This is a genomic window from Singulisphaera rosea, assembly GCF_054877945.1.
On sequence record NZ_JBTYIP020000005.1, the window covers coordinates 53508 to 75047 of the forward strand.

The 21540-nt window shown below is 64.0% G+C and carries 12 protein-coding genes; 7 read left to right on the forward strand and 5 right to left on the reverse strand.

Features of this window, described 5'->3' with window-relative positions:
- Positions 1-24: 24 nt before the first annotated feature.
- Positions 25-2949: a DUF5682 family protein gene (locus tag ACYOEI_RS11345; protein ID WP_462849605.1), complete on the forward strand. Its 2925-nt coding sequence runs from the start codon at positions 25-27 to the stop codon at positions 2947-2949.
- Positions 2950-3276: 327 nt separating this feature from the next.
- The gene (locus ACYOEI_RS11350) at positions 3277-4578 is read left to right on the forward strand and encodes a Gfo/Idh/MocA family protein (protein WP_462849606.1); all 1302 of its coding nucleotides are present in this window, start codon (positions 3277-3279) and stop codon (positions 4576-4578) included.
- A 110-nt stretch (positions 4579-4688) separates the two neighbouring features.
- Here the strand turns inward: ACYOEI_RS11350 and ACYOEI_RS11355 are convergent, their stop codons facing one another.
- The 3 genes from ACYOEI_RS11355 to ACYOEI_RS11365 all read right to left on the reverse strand — a co-directional run bounded on the left by ACYOEI_RS11355 (position 4689) and on the right by ACYOEI_RS11365 (position 8745).
- Entirely contained in the window at positions 4689-6296 is a 1608-nt protein-coding gene (locus ACYOEI_RS11355; protein ID WP_462849607.1) for an NPCBM/NEW2 domain-containing protein, read from the reverse strand.
- Between the two features lie 560 nt (positions 6297-6856).
- Positions 6857-8020, reverse strand: a complete 1164-nt coding sequence (locus tag ACYOEI_RS11360; RefSeq protein WP_462849608.1) for a hypothetical protein — start codon at positions 8018-8020, stop codon at positions 6857-6859.
- 350 nt (positions 8021-8370) lie between these two features.
- Positions 8371-8745 carry a hypothetical protein gene (locus ACYOEI_RS11365; RefSeq protein WP_462849609.1) on the reverse strand — a complete coding sequence of 125 codons (375 nt, stop codon included), beginning with the start codon at positions 8743-8745 and terminating at the stop codon, positions 8371-8373.
- Between the two features lie 1225 nt (positions 8746-9970).
- Between ACYOEI_RS11365 and ACYOEI_RS11370 the strand changes: the two genes are divergently transcribed.
- Both ACYOEI_RS11370 and ACYOEI_RS11375 read left to right on the forward strand, forming a co-directional pair.
- Positions 9971-11083, forward strand: coding sequence for a DUF1559 family PulG-like putative transporter (locus ACYOEI_RS11370; RefSeq protein ID WP_462849610.1), 1113 nt, complete (start codon positions 9971-9973; stop codon positions 11081-11083).
- Between the two features lie 170 nt (positions 11084-11253).
- Positions 11254-12546, forward strand: a complete 1293-nt coding sequence (locus ACYOEI_RS11375; protein ID WP_462849611.1) for an aminotransferase class V-fold PLP-dependent enzyme — start codon at positions 11254-11256, stop codon at positions 12544-12546.
- Positions 12547-12873: 327 nt separating this feature from the next.
- Here the strand turns inward: ACYOEI_RS11375 and ACYOEI_RS11380 are convergent, their stop codons facing one another.
- Both ACYOEI_RS11380 and ACYOEI_RS11385 read right to left on the reverse strand, forming a co-directional pair.
- A complete protein-coding gene (locus ACYOEI_RS11380) occupies positions 12874-14769 on the reverse strand; it encodes a serine/threonine-protein kinase (RefSeq protein ID WP_462849612.1) in 1896 nt (631 codons plus the stop codon).
- Positions 14766-15347: an ECF-type sigma factor gene (locus tag ACYOEI_RS11385; protein WP_462849614.1), complete on the reverse strand. Its 582-nt coding sequence runs from the start codon at positions 15345-15347 to the stop codon at positions 14766-14768. The genes ACYOEI_RS11380 and ACYOEI_RS11385 overlap by 4 nt, the downstream gene beginning before the upstream one ends.
- Positions 15348-15535: 188 nt before the next feature.
- On the opposite strand from ACYOEI_RS11385, the gene ACYOEI_RS11390 reads away from it, so the two are divergent.
- From ACYOEI_RS11390 to ACYOEI_RS11400, 3 genes are all read left to right on the forward strand, one after another.
- Complete coding sequence (locus ACYOEI_RS11390) at positions 15536-15706, forward strand: hypothetical protein (RefSeq protein WP_462849615.1); 171 nt, start codon at positions 15536-15538, stop codon at positions 15704-15706.
- 137 nt (positions 15707-15843) lie between these two features.
- Positions 15844-17067 carry an efflux RND transporter periplasmic adaptor subunit gene (locus ACYOEI_RS11395; protein WP_462849616.1) on the forward strand — a complete coding sequence of 408 codons (1224 nt, stop codon included), beginning with the start codon at positions 15844-15846 and terminating at the stop codon, positions 17065-17067.
- A gap of 367 nt (positions 17068-17434) precedes the next feature.
- Positions 17435-20518: a CHASE3 domain-containing protein gene (locus ACYOEI_RS11400; protein ID WP_462849617.1), complete on the forward strand. Its 3084-nt coding sequence runs from the start codon at positions 17435-17437 to the stop codon at positions 20516-20518.
- Positions 20519-21540 lie beyond the last annotated feature (1022 nt).

Below are 21540 nucleotides of genomic sequence, written 5' to 3' on the forward strand. Positions count from 1 at the left end.
GTGCCGCGTTCCAGGAGTGTTCCGATGACGATGAACACCGCCGCAAGATTGCCGGGGAGCCTGCCGGGCGCCTTCCAACCGCTGCGCGACCAACTGTTGGCGGCGGCCCGGTCGTTCTCGGCCGACGCGAGGCCGCTCGGCGATCTGCTCGGGTCGCTCGTGGATGACGTCGAACGGGCCGACGCCGAAGCCCTGGAGATCTTCCCGGTCTGCCACCACTCACCGGCCTCGGCGCTCCATCTGATCCGCCGGATCGAGCGGAAGGCGCCGAAGGTGATCTTCATCGAGCTCTGCGAGGACCTCCAACCCCTGGTCGAGAAGCTTCGCGACTGCAAGCTCCCCGTCGCGCTCCAGGGGTATGCCGGGAGAAGCCAGGAGTTCCCGGAGGGCTGGTCCCCGCTCGGCGTCGTCGCGCCCTTGACCGAATTTTCTGCCGAGTACCAGGCCATCGTCTATGCGCTCGAACATCCCGAGGTCGACCTGGTCTTCGTCGATCGGAGCGTCGACCACCTGTTCCAGTGGATGCCCCGTGAAGAGGACGCGCTCGAGAAGCAACTCGGCGCTCCTCCGGAAGGGACTCCGGACAATGATGAGGGGCCCTCTCACGCCGCCTCGGTCGGGATCCAGGTCGGCGCGATCGAGCCGACGTTCCCGCTCTTCCACGAGTTCCTGCTGGCGAACGCCCGCGTCCGCTACTTCGCCGAGTGGTGGGACCAGTTCGTCGAGCAACCGGTCCTCGCCAGCGACTACGCCACCTACCGCCAGGTCATGTTCTTGATCGGCAGCCTCTTTCGCAGGCTCGGGCGGCGTGACGAGGACCATGAGTCCGACCGGCGTCGCGAACGGTTCATGTGGACGCGAATGAAGGCGTATTTGTCCGAGCATCGGACCGACCCGCGAGATGCCCTGCATATCTGCGGGGCGATCCACGCGGTGAGCGACGTCGCCGAGTACGGGGCCGAGAACCCGCTGCGCTGGGAGATCCCCGCGAAGACCTCGACTTCCTGGCTCTACGGGGTGGTCCCCTCGAGTTACGCGGCCATCGATGCCCAGTTTCATTTCCCTCCGGGTACGGTCACGCTCGCAGACGCCTTGTGGGATAAGGGCAGGCGACTACTCGGCGTGAAGCCGTTTGCGTTGACCAAGGCCGACACGGTCCATCAGACCTGGAAGGAAAAGGCGAAGTCGAAGCCAAAGGCGGCCGCTTCGCCGGAACTCTCGCCCGCAGCTTCAGGGGGAGAAGACCCCGAGGGAGGAGTGCTCCTCAATTACCTCGTCCGCCCCCCTGCCCCGGCCCGCGAGGATGAGGATCAACTGACGTCCTGGTGTGTGGGCATCGTCGCCCTGGCCAGGAAGCATGGGTATCTCTCGACGACGGCCGACTCGATCGCGATCTATCAGACCGCGGTTTTACTGGCCCAGGTCCGCGACCGACTCCACCCGACCGCTTACGATTTCCGAGACGCCGCCATCACCTGCCTCGAGAAGGACCGGACGCCGAGGAAGCGGGATATCGCCCGGCTCTGCGACATGCTGCTGGGGGGGGACCGGATCGGGCAGGTCGGATTCACCTCGCTCCCGCCGTTAGCCCAGGACGTCTACGAGAGGCTCGGCACCCTGGGCATCAACCTCCAGGCGACGACCATCCAGCGTGCGCTCCTCGACCTCCGCCTGCGGCCGGAGCTTCGGGTCGCCTCGGATCTCCTCTGGAAGCTCGCCCACCTCCTCGGTCCCCAGCGCATCGTCCGTCCCATCATGGGTCAAAAGGTCCTCGGACAGGTCGCGGTCCAGGAGTCGTGGGACATCGCCATCGGTAAGAACCAGACGCCCCTCTTGATGCTCGCGTATGAGGGGGTGACCGTCGAGCAGGTCCTGGAGAAGCGGCTTCGAGCGAAGGCGTTCGCGCCCGAGGCCGACGCCGCGACTGCGCTCGTCGCGGCCGAGGAGTGTCTCCTCTATCTGGAGAGTGCCCGGCTGACCGAGCAGATCGGCGATCTCGCGGTCGGCCTGCTCGTGCAAGAGACCAGCGCCCGGTCGGCCCGAGAGTGCTTCCAACGCATCCGACGCCTGGTCCACCATTACCGATCCACGGCCGGCGGTCTCCCCGGCTGGATCAAGTCGTTCGTCGCGACGGGCTACTCCCATTACTCGACACTCCTCCCGAGGGCCTTCGAGGACGACGGCACCGCCCCCGAACAGGTGGCGGGGATGCTCGCGTTCATCTTCACGCTCGAAAGCCTTGCTCTCTCGCTCGGCTGCCGGCGTAGCGAGCTGATCATCGCCGTCCGACAATCCGGGCCCGTGACGCAGGACCCGAACAAGCGGGGCTTGCTCTGGACCTCGGAGTGGCTCCTGGGGCTCCGTTCGCTGGACGAGATCCGCCGGACGTTCGACGACCTCCTCGCCAACCCCATGGCCCTGCCTTCGTTCCCGGCCCACGTCTCGGGCTTCCTCATGGCCCTCCAGTTCACGCCGCTCGTCGGGCCCCTCGCGGTCGAGGTTGTGAGCCGGGCTTTCGAACGGTTGCCGGACAGAGTCCTCCTCCCCTGGCTCCCCGGCCTGATCCTCATGCTCCGCCAGCACGGGGAGTCGGTCGTGCCCGCGCTCCTGAAGGAGGTCTCGGGGACCTTCCCCGCACGCCTGGAAGACCTGTCGACCTGGCGGGCGCCCTGGGAACAAACGGCTCCGTCGCCCGTCTCGCGAACTTCGGGCCCGGCGGTCACTGCTACTGAGGAACTTACCGAGGGAGAGGCCGCGGTCGCGGGGCTCCTCGCAAACTTCCCGGACTCGACGGTCGCCCTGGCCAGGAGCCTGGGTATTGAAGGGCTCGAGGCGGAGGAGACCACGGATCGGGGCCCCTCACTCTCAGTCGCCGAGGAGGCTGTCCGCTCGATCCTCCGCGATCACTCGGCGAGCGCCGAGGCCCTCGCGGCGTTGCTGCGGCGGTGAGATGATCGGAGGTGGTGCCAGGACGTCTTGACCGATGCGAGTGTTGGTCGGGGCGATACGCTGGTCCGGTTCCCCGTTGTGGCGGAAGGACTGGAGTCCTAGACTGGGTCGGTGCGGATCGGCCGCCTCGTTCGATTCGAGATGTCGACCTGAGTTCGCGATTGGGGACGTCTCGGAAAACGTCTTCACCGCCGGACCTGGGCGGGCGTTCTCGCTCTATCCGGTGGCGCCCCCCAAGGCCTTCCTCGGTATCATGCCGTTCCGGTGGGCGGACCTCCTCGCCTGCCCACTCCGGTCCCTCCAGGTGAAGTGAAAGGGGTTTTAACCATGTCCGTGAATCGCAGGACCTTTATCTCGGCGGCCGCCGGCACCGTCGCCGGTGCGAGCATGACGGCCCGCGGGGCGGAACCGGGCCCGAACGACACCATCCGTGCGGCGGTCCTGGGCCTCAACGGCCGAGGGAAAACCCACATCGAGGGGTTCATGGGGACCAAGGGCGTCAAGGTCGGCGTCCTCTGCGACCCCGACCGCGAGGTCCTCGACAAGCGGGCCAAGGAGTTCGAGAAGAAGTACGGGTACAAGGTCGAGACCGAGACCGACCTGCGCAAGGTCTTCGATCGGAAGGACGTCGACGTCGTCGGCGTCGCCACCCCCAACCACTGGCATGCGCTCGCGACCATCTGGGCCTGCCAGGCGGGTAAAGACGTCTACGTCGAGAAGCCCGGCAGCCACAACATCGTCGAAGGCCGCAAGATGATCGAGGCGGCCAAGAAGTACGGCCGCGTCGTCCAGCACGGCGTCCAGCTTCGCAGCTCCGACGCCGTCCGCGAGGCGGTCGAGAAGATGCAAGCCGGCCTGATCGGCAAGCTCTACATGGCCCGAGGCCTCGTCTTCAAGTGGCGCCCATCGATCGGCCACTTCAAGACCCCGGACACCGTCCCGGCCGGCCTCGACTGGGACGTCTGGCAAGGCCCCGCGCCGGAACGGCCCTTCTCGAAACGATATGTTCACTACAATTGGCACTGGCACTGGGATTACGGCAACGGCGACGTGGGCAACCAGGGGATCCACGAGACCGACCTCTGCCTCTGGGGCCTCGGGCTCGAGACCTTGCCGACCACCGTCACCGCCATGGGCGGCAAGTTCCTCTGGGATGACGACAAGGAGACCCCCGAGGTCCTCACCAGCAGCTACCACTTCCCCGAACAGAACAAGATGATCGAGTTCGAAGTCCGCCCCTGGGTGACGAACACCGAAGGGGGCTCGGGCATCGGGAACATCTTCTACGGGTCGGAAGGGTACCTGATCGTCAACGGTTACAACTCGTACGAGACCTTCCTCGGTCAGAAGCGCGAGCCCGGCCCGAAGAACAAGGACAGCGACCCGGTGGCGAAGCACTTCGCCAACTTCATCGACGCCGTCCGCAGCCGGGATGTCTCGACCTTGCACGGCCCCGTCGAGACGGCGCACACGAGCTCGGCCCTCGCCCACCTGGGCAACATCGCCTATCGCCTGGGCCGCCGCCTCACCTTCGACCCGAAGGCCGAGACGTTCGTCGGCGACAGCGAGGCGAACTCCATGATGACCCGCGAGTACCGCAAGCCGTTCGTCGTGCCCGAGAACGTCTGAAACTCGTCGAGATGATGGACCGACCGAAAACCTCGAGAGGCCGAGTCCCAACCTTGGGACTCGGCCTTTCTGTCGTTGTAAGTATGCCGGCGTCTCGATGTCCGCCGGGCTCAGGGCGTGGCCCTGAGGACGAAACCGGCGTCGACCCAATCGGCGAAGTCTTCGCGGTTGCCGTCGCCCGCATCCGTCGCCACCAGGCTGATCTGCTTGGCGCCTGGGGGGATCGCGACGTTGAATCCCCAGGGAGGCATCGAGATCCTCAACACGGGGCTCTCGGCGAGTTGCTTGCCGTCGACGAAGACCTTGAACACGACGCTCGGGTATCGCGCGACGTTCGAGCCGTTGGAGACCTTGAGGATCCCTTCGTCCACGCCGACGAGTGCGACGAAGCGGCCGTATTCGGGCTTCAGGTCGTACATCAATTGATTCGAGGCATGAACGCCCATCCCCTTTGCGTAGTCTTTACCTCGGAGACGAAGCGGGATCCCTTCGTTCGAAAGATCGCGCCGGGGCGGTCCGCTATGGGCCGAGTATCGCGCTTTGCCGCCGAAGGAGTGACTCGGGCCGACCATGCGGGTCGGGGTGAGGTCCGAGAGGGCGATTTCCGGCAGGGGGGGCGTCGGAGGGAGGCGGTCGAAGCGGCCGACCGACTCGAGGCAGACGGGGCGGCCCGACTCGAAAGCGAGCGTTCGAAGGGTCGTCGAATCGCGGAGCGTGAGCGGCCTTTCGTAGTGCGGGGAGGATGACGTCGGCGGCGTCCCGTCGACCGTGTAATGGATCGAGGCCCCAGGCTCTCGGGGGACACTCAGGGTGACGACGACCTCGTCATCGAAAAGGTGAGGCCGCATGGGCGTTCCCCAGGGGGCGATCCGGACAGGGTCGAGGACCAGTGAGTCGTCCCAGAGGCCTCGCGTCTTCAGTGTCTCGGCGAAGTCGATCGTCGGGGCGAGGTGCCGCTCGAAGTGGGCGACGACGTCGGCGGTATGGCCGTCGGGTGTGAACCCTCGGGCGGGGTCGTATCCAGGGTGGGCGTCGGTCAGGTCTCTCGCCAGGATGCAACTCAGGCCGGCCGACTTGAGGTTCCGAAGGCCCATCGGTTTGCCCAGGAGGCAGACTTGCGTGTGGACGCCCATGTAGATCAGGTGAGTGAGGCCCCGCTCTTTGCAGATCGAGTAGACCTCCTCGAAGGTGTCGGGCATGAGGTCCGTCGCCGAGACCTTCAGGTCGGGGTGCATCCCGTCCCACCCGAAGTTATTGCGGCACCGCTCCCGACCGCAGGCACAGCCGCCTCCGTCGGGAGGAGGGGGGCAGACGATCGACGCCAAGGGCGGGAGTGGATGCTTTGGCAGGGCGAAGATAATTTCGCGCTGGGGCCAACCTACATAGTTATCGACGACGTCGGTCGGGCAGAGCATGACCGACATCCCGAGCTCACGCGCAGAGTCGAGGACTCGATTCATCCGGGGCACCAGCGCCCCGACGCGTTCGGTCGCCGTCTTGCACCAGTGCCAGTTCCAGACGTCGACGACGACCACCCCCACCTTCGCGGGATCGACGGCGAGCGACTCCACTCTCGGCTCGCCTGTCGCGGGGTCGCGGTGCCTCAACTCGAGCTCGAGAGCCTTCGAGGGGAGGCCCTTTGGGGCTTCCGCGAGCACCGCGGAAGTGACGAGAAGGGACAGGACTAGGGGAACGCAGGTACGAACGTCTCGGGGCATCAAGACCGCTCCCGGGCGAGACTCGGGAAATTTTTCTGGGCCCACTCCGTCGCGGGCGATCGGACCAGAATAGCCCGATCGTCGATGACTTGCACCAGTTGCGCCCTAGTCTGCACCTTACAGAAACGACTTGGTCTTCAGAGAAAGAGAACGATCCGCAGATGACATAGATCGACGCAGATGAGATTGAGAGTCTTCGTGAGTAATTAATATGTAAATACGTAGATACTAATGATCGCCATTCCTCCTTGTACTCCGTCTACTGGAGTAGGTGGGCCTGAGTCGGGACTCGTTATGGCGACGATTGCAATTAGATCGGTTAACGTTTGTCTGACACACGGCCCAATGTGACCCGAACCCGAGAGCGGAGACGGAAACGGGGACTGGCTCCGCAGCGAAGCGCAGGTGCCTGTCCCCATTTCCGCCGCAGCGGACGGCGACCGCCCGGAAAATGGGGACAGGCACCCGTCCTCGACGTCGATCGCGAGAGTCCGGGTCCGACCCTGCCGGGAGCCAGTCCCCGTTTTCCTCCGACGTGCGCAATGCAAGCGAGAGCCGCTCTAACGCAGGGTTCGGATCCGGTATAGGTGGACCTGGTGATTCGCGAACTGGTCGCTCCAGGACCCGCCCGAGGCCTTGAGGGTGCGGCCTTCGCCCAGGACTTCAACCCGAGCCTCTCCCAGCGAGGGGAGCTTGAACGTCGCGGTCGTTTCTCCGGGGCGCATGGCCACGGAGAACACGTAGGTGTTTCCGGCGTACTCCTTGGCGACGAAATCGACGGGTGTCTCGGGCTTCGAGGAGACCACGGTCGCGTGGGCTTTCAGGTCGGCGGTGTTCAAGATCGGCGCCAGTTCCTGGATCTGCCGGTTGATCGCGGCGACCCCCTGGGCCATCTCCGAATCGGCCAGCAGGCCGGCTTCGATGAACTTCGGCTTGAACTCGTGGGCGAAGTAGATCAAGCCCTTGGCGCCGTGGATCAGCGCCATCCAGACTTCGGATCGGACTTCCTGGGGAGTCGGCTTGCGCTTGGGGTTGTTGATGTGCGTCGTTTCGATGCAGCACCAGACGTCTTTGGTGTTCTGACTGACCTCTCGCAAGCGGTCGACACCTCGCGGGACATACCAGAGGTTCCCGGCGATCTCCCGATCGTCGTGGCAGGCCGGGTAGATGTCGAACGACGCGATGTCGCAGCCTTTGATGTACTCTCGGTAGTCTTCCGGGTGGTTCGTGCGGACGCCTCGACCGTACCAGCCGTCCCACGCCACGCCCTGCCCGAGGTTGAGCAACACCGGCCGGTCGGGGTCGGTCGCCCGGATTCGTTGATAGCCCTCGACGATCTTCGATGGCGGGATGGGGGGCCCATAGCCTTTGCCGTTGCCGAGGTCCTGGGCGTTGTCCGGCTCGTCGCCGTGCATCCAGCCGACGATCGTCGGTCGATCGCGAAACCGCAACGATCGTTCGCTCAGTCCGCAAATCAAGCGGATCCCCGCCCGGTCGAGGTCGTTGAGCTGCTCCTCGGTCGGTCCTCGCCAGAGGCCGACGAACAGGTTGATGCCGACTTCCTTGTAGCGCGACGCATTGGAAGGTGACTGGAGCCAGACGGCGATCGGGAAGGCGGCGTCAGGACCCGTCGGCAGGCCCTTGGCGTAGGTCGGTTCGTCCGCTCGTGTGCTGTTCGCAGTACTCCAGGCGAGGGCCATCAGGAAGAGAGCTGTCATTCGCATCCGCCCGTTCCTCCGAAGTCGGCCCACGGCTCGGGGCCATTGGGATCCGATCGAGGCACCTGCACCTCGGCACCCCTGGCCGGGATGCGCCCGGGAACTGATTGTGTCCGTGGTGCCGCGCGAGGTCAAACGTCAGGCCGGCTCGGATTGAGGAATGGTTCAGACCCCTGTGGCGGGGCGAGGGCCTTGGGCGGGTGTAGAGAAACGGTGAAGATGTGGAGTGAGGCGGAGCGGAGTGGAGGTGCGGAGGTGGGACAATCGTCGAGGCCAGTCAACGTCTCGGGGCCAGGTCGCGGATGATAAGGTCGTCGCGAGTCTCGACCCCGAGGCCAAATCCGTCGAAGACGCGATTAATTCCCGAGTCGACCCTTACGGTTCGCATCGGCCTTGGCCTGGGCCTTCATCCGAGCCTTGGTCTTCGCGTCCAGGACGACTTCGGGGTTGATCATCCGGTCGAAGGTCGTATAAACGAAGATGGCCCCGCAAACGACGATCAGGCCGCTATAGAGCATCATCACCTTCTTGATTTTCCATTTGTCGGCCTCCTGCCAACCGACGATCAGGGGGATGAAGAGCCCTCCGCCGCACGCCCAGAGGAATGCGATGCCGAGCAACGCGGACTTCCAATGGCGGTTCGTCAGCATCTTCCATGTCACGATCGCGAAGCAGACGAAGAGCCCCGGGAACATTACCCAGTAGACGAGGTAATACTTGGCCTGGTCCATCTTGAGAGAATCTCCGGTAATGCCGGTTTATCGATCCCGAACCGAGAGAATTTTCGTAAGTACGTCTCTACCCAGTCGTTTGTGACGCTCAGCCTTGAGGCATAGGCCGCCGGGATGCAATCGATCTGGCGGCTTGTCGCTTGAACTTGGCGTCCCGAATCGGAAGCTCAGGCCCAAAGCTAGGTGATCCGCGACGGTCTTGGCAAGCGCTTTCTTTCCGGATCCCTCGTCGTCTCCAGGTGGCCGATGGATCCGACTAATGCGGACCCTCTCAATTTCTTTGATATCCCCGAATGTACCCCATGCCCTTTTGCGGGGATGGCTTCGTGAGTGATGTTGTCTTTATGGATCAAATTAAATCGATCGATATCGTTGGGTATGAGTTAGTCTCGGACTGTTGTCGTGGCGAATTTTTCGTCGTTGCTGCTTGATCGAGGCTCCCATCGTTGAAGTCCTAGGTTTGGATGAGTTAAGGACTTGGGACCGCAATACGTGTACGGCACGGAGGCCTTATGCCATTGTCGAGGGTTTGGGTAGGGCACGTCCGCATTGTTGAGTGAGGAGATTAAATGGAAAATCGGAAAGAAATCGTTTGCGATATGCATGGCCGTTCCGCATGATAACTACACACGATCACCCAACACGGAGGCAGAGCTACCAACTCGGCGAGCTCGGGTCATGCCCGATGTCGTCGATGTCGCTGTTAGTGATGCATCGCCTTCGTCGATGGCCAAGGTCGGAGCGGGGCGTGCCCCGCGAGGCTTCGAGTCCGATCTTCATGCGGGGGCTTGGTTACCGCCAGTCTTCAAAACATGCTGAGTGTTGTGTTCGGTGGAATCGGGGGGAGGGTCCCCTCCTTCCGCGTGGGGCGATTCCTGTTGGCTTTGGGCGTCGCGGCCGCGATGGTCGCCGTGCCGGGTTGTTCCGGTTCGGGGCCGGGCGAGGCTCCCAAAGAGATTAACGGGATGACCCCTGCGGATTATCGAGAGAAGTTCGAACAGGCGAAGACGAAGCGGTCTCCCCGGGGCGCCAAGGCGTCGAGCACCGGGCGTAGTTCGAGGGCGGATTGAATTGATCGGTCGGTTTCTGCGGGGCGATGTCTGCCCCCCTCGCGACTCCGGAATGTCGAAGGGACGATTATCATCCGTTCGGCTTACCAATCGTCCCGGTATCGCTCGGACTGATCTGCTCTCATCGTTGTCTCTCGTTTAGGAGTTGTCTTGCCATGACAGCCTCAGTTCGCCGTTCCCCCTCGACGCGAGCGTTCACCTTGATTGAACTGCTCGTCGTCATCGCGATCATCGCGGTCCTGATCGCCCTGCTCCTCCCGGCGGTCCAGTCGGCCCGCGAGGCGGCCAGGCGAATTCAGTGCACCAACAACCTGAAGCAGCTCGCGTTGGGCTCGCACAACTACCACGACGTGAACAACTCGTTCCCGTCGGGCACATATTACATGTGGCCCTCGAGCTGCAACCGCTGGAAGCAGGGCCCGAGCTTCCTCCTGGGCCTCCTCGCCTACATCGAGCAGACCTCGGCGGCCAACGCCTACAACTACTCGATGCACCCCTACCAGGCCCACAACTCGACCGTCCAGGGCCTGGGATTCGCCGCCCTCTGGTGCCCCAGCGACGGCGAAGTCGCGGCGCCGATTTCGGCATCGATCCCCCGGAACGTCCTTGGTAGCTGCAGCGGTATGGGCGGCGGGCAGGTCGTGACCCCGCCTTGGCTGCTCTACCACACGACGTATGCCGGCAACGCGGGCATCCTGCCCGTTTACCCCACCGGCCCGCAGACCGCTCCCCCGGCCCGTCCCGGTGCCGACCCGAACTATACGACGATTCTGAGCCAGGCGAGCGGCGTGACCTACTTCGGCAGCACCACCTCGATCCAGTCGATCACCGACGGCACCAGCAACACCTTCCTGATCGGCGAACGGGCCTTCAACAAGCTCCAGCCCGCCGCGGCCAAGCAGGTCTGGTTCTTCTGGTTCTCCGGCGCGTATAGCGACACCATGTTCTCGACTCTATATCCGATCAACCCGACTCGCTTGATTCAGGGCGAGGCGCAAGACTTCGACATCCCGGGCGGCGGCAACGCCACCGAGGCGTCGGCTTCGAGCAACCACCCCGGCGGGGCCAACTTCGCCATGTGCGATGGCACGGTCAAGTTCATCAAGGACTCGATCAACTCCTGGCCGGTCAACCAGTCCACCCTCCTGCCCAACGGCGTGACCTACACCGGAACGACCTACACGGTCGCCCCCGGCACGCAGGGCGGCGTCTACCAGGCCCTCTCCAGCCGCAACGGCGGCGAAGTCATCAGCGCCGACGCTTATTGAGCCCGGCCCAGGTCCGGGAGTCGCCTTCGGCGCGAGTCCCGGACCTCTCACCTCGGCTTTCCCGTCCCTCTGCCTACGTGATCTCGACGCCATCCTCGGCCCCGGACGTCTTCTCGACGGCTCGGGGCCGAACTCATCCCCGATCTCCCAATTCTCTCGGAAGGTGTGCCATGGCGACTCGCCGCTCGTTCATGTCTGGTGTCGCGGGAGCCGGTTTGGTCGGCGCCGCCTTTCGAGGCGACGCGCTCGTGCGTGCCGCCAGGGCCGCGGAAGATGCCGTCAAATGCGCGGCCTGCGACCTCGCCACGAACGAAGACTTCTGGTCGGAAATCCAGCGCTGTTTCGACATCGATCGGACCGTCATCAACTTCAACAACGGCGGCGTTTGCCCCACGCCGACCCACGTCCTCGATCAGATGATCCGGGACCTGAAGTTCACCAATGAGTCCCCCGTCCAGCACATGTGGCGCGTCCTCGAGCCCCGGGTCGAGTCGGTCCGCCACGACCTCGCCCGCGAGTTCGGCTGCGACACCGAGGAGATCGCGATCACCCGCAACGCCTCCGAATCCATGGAGACGTTGATCTTCGGGATCGACCTGGAGAAGGGTGACGAGGTCATCATCACCGACCAGAATTATCCTCGGATGATCACGAGCTGGGAGCAAAGGGCCCGCCGCGAGGGGATCGTCGTCAAGAAGATTTCCTTCCCGGTCCCCTTGCCCTCGCCCAGCGTCTTCGTCGACAAGGTCCGCGAGGCGATCACGCCCAAGACGAAAGTGATCGAGTTCCCCCAGGTCACGAACATGTCCGGCCAGGTCCTGCCGGTGCGTGACGTCGTTCGCCTGGGTCGGGAGAAGGGGATCCAGGTCTTCATCGACGGCGCCCACGGCTTCGCCCACCTGCCCTTCAAACGCGACGACCTCGAGTGCGACTACTTCGGGTGCAGCCTGCACAAGTGGCTCCTGGCCCCGATCGGCAACGGATTCCTCTACGTCCGGAAATCCAAGCAGAAATCGATCTGGCCGATGATGGGTGCCGACGCCCCGCTGGACGAGGACATTCGCAAGTATGAGCAGATCGGGACGCACCCGGCCGCTAACCATAATGCGATCTCCGCGGCGCTCGCGTTCCACAGGTCAATCGGCATCGAGCGGAAGATCGCCCGCCTGCGGTTCCTCCGCGAGCGTTGGGTCAAGCCGCTCCTCGCGGCCGACCCTCGGATCAAGCTCTGGACGCCCGTCGGCGAAGACGCGATCTCCGGCGGTATTGCCTTGGTCCAGATCGAAGGGATCGAATCTGGGAAGGTCTTCGGTAACCTCTGGGACAAGCACCGGATCGTCACATCGCCGACGAAGCATGCCCAGTTCGAAGGCGTGCGAATCTCGCCCAACGTTTATACAACGCTGGACGAGGTCGATACCTTCGTCGACGCGATGAAGCAGATCCTCGCAAAGGGGGTCTGAGTCGACGACGCCGACACTCCTCACCGATCTTCACCAGACTCTCGCTGCGCGACGATTTCACCACAAAGGCACAAAGGACACAAAGAAGAGGAGCCAGAGAGAACCAATCCTCTTCGGACCTGCTTCGATGTTCCTTTGTGTCCTTTGCACATTTGTGGTGAAGCGTTCTTCCGCATTGGTCTCGGTGGGGAGCCGTGAGGAGTCTCTCGAAACCGAGTCGCTTACCACCTTCGACGAGGCGACCTTCGCAAGCACGAGCCTGAACGGATCGGGTCGCTGGGATCCGCCTTCATTCTCGAGCGAACGACGGTCGCCTCGTTTCGATTCTCAGGCCGGTCTTGGCTCCGGAATGGCAACCGACTTGGTGTCGCCCGAACTCCACCAACGGGCGGCTCGGGCCTGGTCCCAGTCGTTGGAGCATGGGCAGTCGCTGAGTTCGAGTCCCAGACTCTCGGCATCCTGGTATCGATCGTCGGGGCGCTTTTCGAGACATTTCATGACGACGCGCTCGAGGTCCTCCGGGATGTCCGCCACGACGCTCGACGGGGGGACGACCGGGTCCCGAGCATGAGCAATCATGACGCCGATCCCGCTCTCCTCGTCGAACGGGGCTCGGCCGGTCAAGAGGAAGTAGGCGACGGCCCCGAGCGAGTAGATGTCGCTGCGCTCGTCGAGCGTGCGAGCCCCCATCGCCTGCTCGGGGGACATGAAGAGCGGGGTCCCGAGGATCTGGCCTTCGCGGCTCAGGCTCGGTTCGTGGACCGTGGTCGCGGGGCGGACCAGGCCGAAGTCGAGGAGCTTGGCAACGTCGTCCACCCCTCCGCGACGGGCCGCGAAGATGTTGGACGGCTTGACGTCGCGATGGATCAGGCCCGCGCCATGGGCTTCGCGCAAGGCAAGGCAGACCTGCCGCAGGAGGTAAACCACCCGTCCCGGAGGAAGAGGGCCGTGGCGCTTGACCAACTCTTCGAGGCTCAGGCCGGGCAAGTATTCCATGACGTAGTAGTAGGTCCCGTCCTCGGTCCGGCCATAGTCGAAGATCTCGACGGTGTTCCAGTGCGAGAGGGTCGCGGTGATCCGGACCTCACGCTCGAAACGCTCGAGAGTCTTCGGGTCGGAGACGTTGCTCGGCCGGATCAGCTTGATGGCGCAAGGACGTTTGAGCAGCTCGTGCTCGGCGAGATAAACCTCGCCCATTCCGCCGACGCCGATTCGACGTCGCAGGCGATACTGGCCGAGCTGGCGTGCTTCGACCACCTGCCTGCGGAGTCTGGAAATTGTGTGCGCCCCGTAGGTTGAGCAGAGCGCGAGGATCAGCAACAGCATGGCGTCGTAGCTGAACAGGGCCAGGGGCATCGTCCCGTCGTCGGTGTTTCCTTCCAACAGCCAGGACATGGCCTCGGAGTGCCCGACCCCGAGGGACAGCAGCGTCGCGAAGGGCAAGAGCGCCAGCGGGATCGTGACGGCGGCCGTCCTCCGCCAATTCTTGGGGACATAGATCCCGTACGTCAGGATCAGGATCGACGTGAGCAGCACCGAGTTCTTCATCACCCGCTGGGCTTTGAGGGTGTTGCCCAGCTCGGATGATTGAAGCATGACGTGGTACTGTGTGCATGCGACCATGGCCGCCAGGACCGCGACGGTCGCGAACTCCAGGGCCTTGAGCCGGCCGAGCGAGAGACTTCGTCGGCTCCAAAGCACGGCCGCGATGACGCCGAGGGCGAGCATCGCCGCCGCGTTGTAGGCCGAGATCGTGACGTCGGCGATCCTGAGCATGAGGTGCCGCCAGAAGATCGTCATGCCGCAGATCAGCATGTAGATCACGGGGAGCTCGCGGACGCGGGCCCGGATGAGCGAGGTCGACTCGTCGCCGGCCTTACGCCCCTCGCCGGGCTGGATCACCGCCTTCGGGGTGAATCCCCCGGTGTCCTCGCTGCGGGCGGCTTCTTCAGGCGGGAGTGCGCGGCCGTCGAGACCTGGCAGGTCATGTCGTGTCGTGGCCCAGTCCGCCGTCACGTCGGACCGGTTGACGACGCCTTCCGGGGGGACGAGGAACCCGTCGTCATCGGCTTGCTCATCGTGCGCGAGCAGCCGGTCGAGCTCGGCGCGCAGAGCAAGGTCGGGACCGCAAGCACGGTCGAGCCAGGGGGGCCGCTCGTCGGGCTTGAGCTTGATCGCGGAGCCGAAGAGTTCGTCGATCTCACGCCAGCGTTCGGGAGTCATGCCCCTTCCCCCCCTCGGAGTTGCCCGAGGAGCCAGGCCCTCGCGAGCCTCCAGTCCCTTTCGACGGTGACCACCGACACGTCGAGGGCCGAAGCGACCTCGGGTACGGTCAGTCCGCCGAAGTACCGGAGCGTGATGACCTGGCTTTGACGTTCGTTCAGCACCGCGAGCCGGTCGAGAGCCTCGTGGACCGCGAGGATATCGAGGTTTTGCGACTCGAAGTAATCGACCACCAAATCGAGCGGGCGACGTTGCCACCCCCCTCCCCGCCTCGCCGAGGCCCTTTGCCTGGCGTGGTCGATGAGGATCTCTCGCATGGCTCGGGCCGCGGAGGCGAAAAGGTAGTTGCGGTCGGGCGCTTTTTCGAAAACCTGGTCTCCCAGGAGCCGCATCACCGCCTCATGGACGACCGCGGTCGGGGCCAGGGTATGATTCAGACGCTCCTTTCGCATCAGTCGGGCGGCCACGTGACGCAACTCGTGATAGACCAGGGTGATGAGCTCATCCCTGGCGCGATCGTCGCCGGCCTGGGCGCGGCCCAGGATCCGCGTCAGGTCCCTCGGCCGCTCGCTCTCCATCCCGCCTCCGAAAAAAACCATGAAGGGTCACGAGATCATTTTTCGCAGGAGCTTACGTGGGGACAAGGAGTGGCCCCGTCGGGGTCTTGCGGTTGTGGGGCGATCGATCGTCCCGGAGTGTCGAGATCCTTCGCGAGACCAGGACGGCGGAGGGCGCCCGGACCGGGTTTCTTGGAAGCGAGGCGACCATGTTCGACTTCGTCTATTGGTCCTGCATGCTGGCTTTGGTACCCTGGACCCTTGCGCTCGCCTGGACGTTACTAGGCCGCCTCGGCCTCTGGTATCGGGCGAGCCATGAGCGAAAGTTCCACGAGGTCACCTCGCCGTTCGCCGTGCCTCGCTTCCACAAACACTGGTGATGATGTGTTTGGACGCCGATGAGTGCGTCCCGGGATTCGAGGCCGGTTCCCTCCGTTGACGCAAGCCGTCCTGGCCCCCCCTAAACCTCCCCGCCGCCAGGTTTCTCCCCAGTTCCTCCCGCCGGAGTTTCCGTCCCATGGGCCGATGGACCGCGTTGTTGTTCGTGTCGCTGGTCTTGACCGTCACGATCGTCGGATGTGAAGACCCCCAGCCCAAGGTGGTGGAGGAGGCGCCTCCGACCGTCATCGTGAAGCCGGCGGTGATCGACTACCTCGCCGATTACGAGGAGTTCAGCGGGAGGACGGACTCCGTCCTCTCGGTCAACGTCCTGGCCAGGGTCGGCGGTTATCTCGACAAGGTCTTCTTCGTCGACGGTACCGAGATCAAGAAGGGGGATCCTCTCTTCCGGATCGATCAACGCCCCTTCCTCGCGGAGGTGAGTCGGAGCCGGGCGAATCTCCAGCGCGCCGAGGCCCACCTCGCCAGGCTGGAAGCGGATTACCATCGCGCGAAGAGCCTTTTCGAGCGCAAGGATGTCAGTCGAGAGGAATTCGACAAGGTCGAGGGCGACCACGCCGAGGCCCTGGCTCTTGTCGGTTCCGCCAAGGCCGGCCTCGACATGGCCGATCTCCAACTGAGCTTCACCTCGGTCACCGCACCCCTCACCGGCCGGCTCAGTCGTCGCATGCTGGACCCGGGCAACTTCGTCCAGGCGAACGAGACGATCCTGACGTCGATCGTTTCGGATGACCTGATCTACGTCTATTTCGACGTGGACGAGCAGACGCTGCTGAGGATCCAACACCTGATCCGAGAAGGGGTCATCCCGACGACGCAGGACTCGGAAACGGCCGTCCAGATCGGCTTGCTCGACGAGGACGGTTTCTCGCACGAGGGGAAGATCAACTTCAGCGAGAACAAATTCGACGCGAACACGGGCACCCTTCGACTCCGCGCGATCATCAAGAACTCGTCCGAGGGGGAGGGTAACCGTTCGATCCGGATCCTCTCCGCCGGCATGGTCGCCCGGGTCCGCCTGCCGATCGGGAACCCGCGTAAGAAGGTGCTGATCCCCAGAGAAGCGATCGGGAGCGATCAGGGTCGAAACTACCTCTACGTCGTCCGGCCCGAGAAACGGGCGGACGATCAGCCTGGTCAGGAGCCCTCGTACGTCGTGCTCGATCGGACGATCAAGGTCGGGGCCCGCCACGGCGACATGTCCGCGATCGAGGACGGCCTGAAGCCCGACGAACTCGTCGTCGTCGAAGGCCTTCAGCGACTTCGACCGGGCCTGAGGGTCGACCCGAAGTCGATCGACGGCCCGCTCGCGTCGAAGGCGAACGTTTCCAAGTCGTTGTAATTCGCGAAACGGGCGCGTCCGGGTGGCATACCCATCCGGACGCCGCCGGTTCCTTATTTCGATATCTGCGAGGATGATCGCCGGGGAGTCATCATTCCCGGCAGATCGATCGAGGCACCGGGGCGAGCTCGACTGGGCGATGCCTTGGATTGCGATGCGCCGCCCCTGATGGGCTCACTTCGTCCGGCTTCCCTCCTCGGCGTGAACCCGGTCGATTCGACGGACCGGAGGTCGTGGCCATGTCGCGCCCGGTTCGTATATAATCCGACCCGAGCCGTACGCCTGATCCCTCGACCCAGGCCGGGCCGCGGGGTCCGGGTCGAGCGTGATCGTCGAAACTATGCATGCGTGAATATCTATGGACCGCATGACGCGTGCGACATTCGCCGCCGGATACCTCTTCGTCATCGCGGTCCTCCTCGTCGACGCCTTCCTCGTCGCCGCCAGCGTGCGGACGATCCTCCGGAGCTACGAACGGGTCGACAACGCTCGCCAGGTCTCGGCCGAGCTCGAACGCACCCTCGCGATCCTCAAGGATGCGGAGACGGGCCAGCGCGGGTACCTCCTGACGGGGCGGAGCTCCTACCTCGAACCTCTCCGGTCGGCGGAGACCCGCTTCAATGCGGGACTTGGCCGTCTCGAGCGATTGACGAAGGAGAACGCTCGACAGCGAGAGCTCATCGCCGACTTGCGGGTCCTCGCGGCCGTGAAGATGATCGAGCTGCGGCAGACGGTCGAGATCCGACGGTCCCAGGGGCTGGAGAAAGCGCTCGAGATCGTCCTGACCGACCGAGGCAAGGAGGTCATGGAGAAGATCGTCCGGGTCGCGGGCGATTTCGGGAGGGAGGAAGATCGGCTCCTGATCATCCGGACGGCGGCCGCCCGATCGGCCGTCCGCCGACTGGTGCTGACCTTCGCCGCAACCACGGGCGCGGCGATTGTCCTCCTGTTCGCGGTGTTCCTTCTCCAATGGCTCGAAGGTTCGGTCCGGGAGAAGGCGGCGTCGGCGCTCAAGCGGAGTGAAGCCTGGTTGTCGACGACACTCGCCAGCATCGGAGATGCGGTCATCGCCTCCGACGACCAGGGGTGTGTCCGACTCATGAACGCGGTCGCATCCGAGCTCACGGGTTGGGGGGCCGACGAGGCCGTCGGCAGGCCGATGGCCGTCGTCTTCACGATCATCGACGAGACGACCCGCAAGCCCTCGGAGGATCCCGTCGGCCTCGTGATCGGGGAAGGCTGGACCCTCGCCGAGGCGAATCACACCTTGCTGGTCGCCAGGGACGGGAGCGAGACCTCGATCGAAAACTGTGCCGCGCCGATCAAGGACGAGGACGGGAAGATCGTCGGCGTCGTCCTGGTGTTCCGGGACACGACCGAGCGGAGGCGACAGGACGCCTTCCGCGACGAACAGCGTCGGCTCGCCGAGTTCGGCCGAGACATGGGGTTTGCACTCTCCGGCGAGGGGACGCTGCCGGAGATCCTCGGGCGATGCACTCAGCTCACGGTCGGGCGTCTCGACTCCACATTCTCGGGGATCTGGACGGTCGGGGAGCAGGGCCACGTCGAGCTCCAGGCGAGTACCAACGTCGGCACCGAGGCCGAGGATGCCCACCACCATGTCCTCGTCGCCGAGCCCGAGCTCCGACGGATGGTCGAGGCAGGCCATCCGTATCTATCAAACGACGTCCCGCGCGACCCCCTCGTCCCGGCGGGCGAGTGGGCCGGGCGTGAGCGGATCGTGGCGTTCGCGGGCTTTCCTCTCGTCGCCGACGGAGAACCCCTCGGCTTCTGGGCGACCTACTCGCGTCGCCCCTTTTCCGACGCGACGCTCTTCGCCATGGCCTCCGTCGCGCGAGTCATCGCCCTGGGCGTCGAGCGGAAGACGTACACCCAGGCCCTCACAGAGAGTTCGGCCTGGCTCTCGACGACGCTTGCGAGCATCGGCGACGCCGTGATCGCCACAGACGAGCTCGGGCGGGTCCGGTTCATGAACCCGGTCGCCGAGTCGCTGACGGGATGGTCGCAAGACGACGCGGCCGGTCGGTCGGTACTCGAAGTCGGTCCGATCCTGGACGGACAATCGCCTCACGCCCCTCCGATCGCGCTCGAGCGGCTCGTCGACGAACGGGCCGGCGTTGGGTTCGCCGATCACTCCTTGTTGATGGCACGTGACGGCCGAGAACTGCCGATCGAGGTGAATGCCGCCCGGATCCGCGAGGACTCGGGCCGGGTGTCGGGCGTGGTCATGGTCTTTCGCGACGTGACCGAGCGACAACGCGGTCAGGACGAACTGAGACTGGCCAAGGAAGCGGCCGAGGACGCGAACCGCGCGAAGGATCAGTTCCTCGCGGTCCTCAGCCACGAGCTCCGGACGCCGCTCAATCCCATCCTTTTGGCCGTCACGTCCATGTTGGAGCGACAGGACGCCGTCGAGGAGCTCCGGACGAATCTCGAGATGATCCGCCAGTACGTCGGGCTCCAGGCTCAACTGATCGACGACCTGCTCGACGTGATGCGGATCGTGCGCGGAAAGATGCCGCTGAATTGGGAAGTCACCGACTGCAACCAGTTGGTCCAGCGAGCCGTCGAGGTCTGTCGGAGCGAGTTGCTGGGGAAGGAGCTGCGGCTCGATTTGGACGTCGCGGCCCCTCGGCGACACGTCAACGCCGATCCCGCCCGGCTCCAACAAGTCTTGTGGAACCTGGTCAAGAACGCGGTAAAGTTTACTCCGCAGTCGGGGGTGATCACGATTCGGACTCGCAATCGGGTCGACCCGGACGATCGGGAGTTCTTGGTTCTCGAGGTCACCGACACGGGCATCGGCATCGATCCCGCGATCCTGCCGGCGATCTTCGACCCGTTCCAGCAGGGAGAGGTTTCGATCACGCGCAGGTTCGGAGGCCTGGGGCTCGGCCTCGCGATCAGCAAGGGGATTATCGAAGGCCTTGGCGGCGTGCTGATCGCCGAGAGCGGAGGGCCGGGCCAGGGTGCAACGTTCCGGATCGAGCTGCAAACGTCAGCAGATCCAGGGCCGGAGGACTCCGAAACGTCGGATCATCCCGCCGATTCGCCCGATTCCGCCGACATCGCCCGGCGTAAGATCCTCCTCGTCGAGGATGAGCCCGCGACGTTGAGGCTCCTGGCGAAGCTCCTTCGAGGTCTGGGCCACGAAGTGACCGCGGCCGAGACCATCGCGGCGGCCCTGGAGGCGGAGGCCGAAGGGGATTTCGACCTCATCATCAGCGACATCGGCCTCCCCGACGGGAGTGGATTGCGGTTGATGCAGCAGGTCATCGCCCGTCGAGGGCCCGTCTCGGCGATCGCCCTGACCGGCTATGGCATGGAAGAAGACATCCGCCAGAGCCGAGACGCCGGCTTCCTCGCCCACATGACCAAGCCCATCGACTTCACTAAGCTTCAAGCGTTGATTCGTCAACTTACCTCATGAACCTTCGGTAGCGACTGCACTTCGAGCGATGATCGACGGAGGACGTTCAGCTTCGGATGGAACACCGATAAGGAAAAATGGCCAATGTTTTTAAAATTTTTTATATTGTTATATTGTTATTATTAATTATTTGATATTTGATGGTGTGGTCGGTCGGTTGGAGTTGGAAATGTTGGACGCTGCAAACCGACGCTGCCACAGCGGCCCCCAGCCGCGTCGCACGCTACAGAATAGCCTGAAAGCCTTGGATTTCGGGCGGAACCGTTCACCTCGTGCGACATGCCTGCGTCAACCGATGTATACGGGGAGGCGCGGGCCGCGACCGTCGCACGACCCGAGCACGGAAGGCAAAGCTCCGACGAGCCGCCCGATGGACCTTGCGTCACGATGTTTTGCACCCGTTTTCCGGATCTCCGCCTCGCCCATCAACCAGCGATCAGCCCAGCCGCAAAGAAATTTTGACACTCCGACTATTTCCCAGGATCGAGTTGCCGATATAATCCTCTATGTCGATCGCCTGATGGTTTAATCCTCGGACGATCACGCAAGACTCCATCCATGCCCGTGTGTGCGATCGCGAGGTCCTCTTCAGGGAAAGCTAAGGAATCTCGCGCCTGCCGTCCCGATAGCGGTGCCGTTCGGTGCTGCGCGGTTGCGGCGGAGGGCGACTTCTGGGATGGGACCGATTCTGCGAACAGAGGTTGAAGATTTGTCGAGATTTGTGGACGAGGGGGAAGGGAAAGTCGCTGTAGTCTTAGGGCGGTCCCACCTATCCCAAGCGTGGCAACTCAGGTACGGGATCAAACACCGCGACGACACGAATTCCGGAATTGGGACTTTTCCTTGGCATGGGGGCCTGGAAATCCTCGTCAAGACCGTTCGAAACCGGGCTCGTGACAGTTCAATCAGGGATCTCGGGGTCGACGTTGCGGCCTGCATCGAGTCCTGGGCCCGCGTCAAACCTGGGTTGGTAGTCGGCGCGTCGTGCGCAAGGGCGTCCATGCCTGTGGGCCATCCTCACC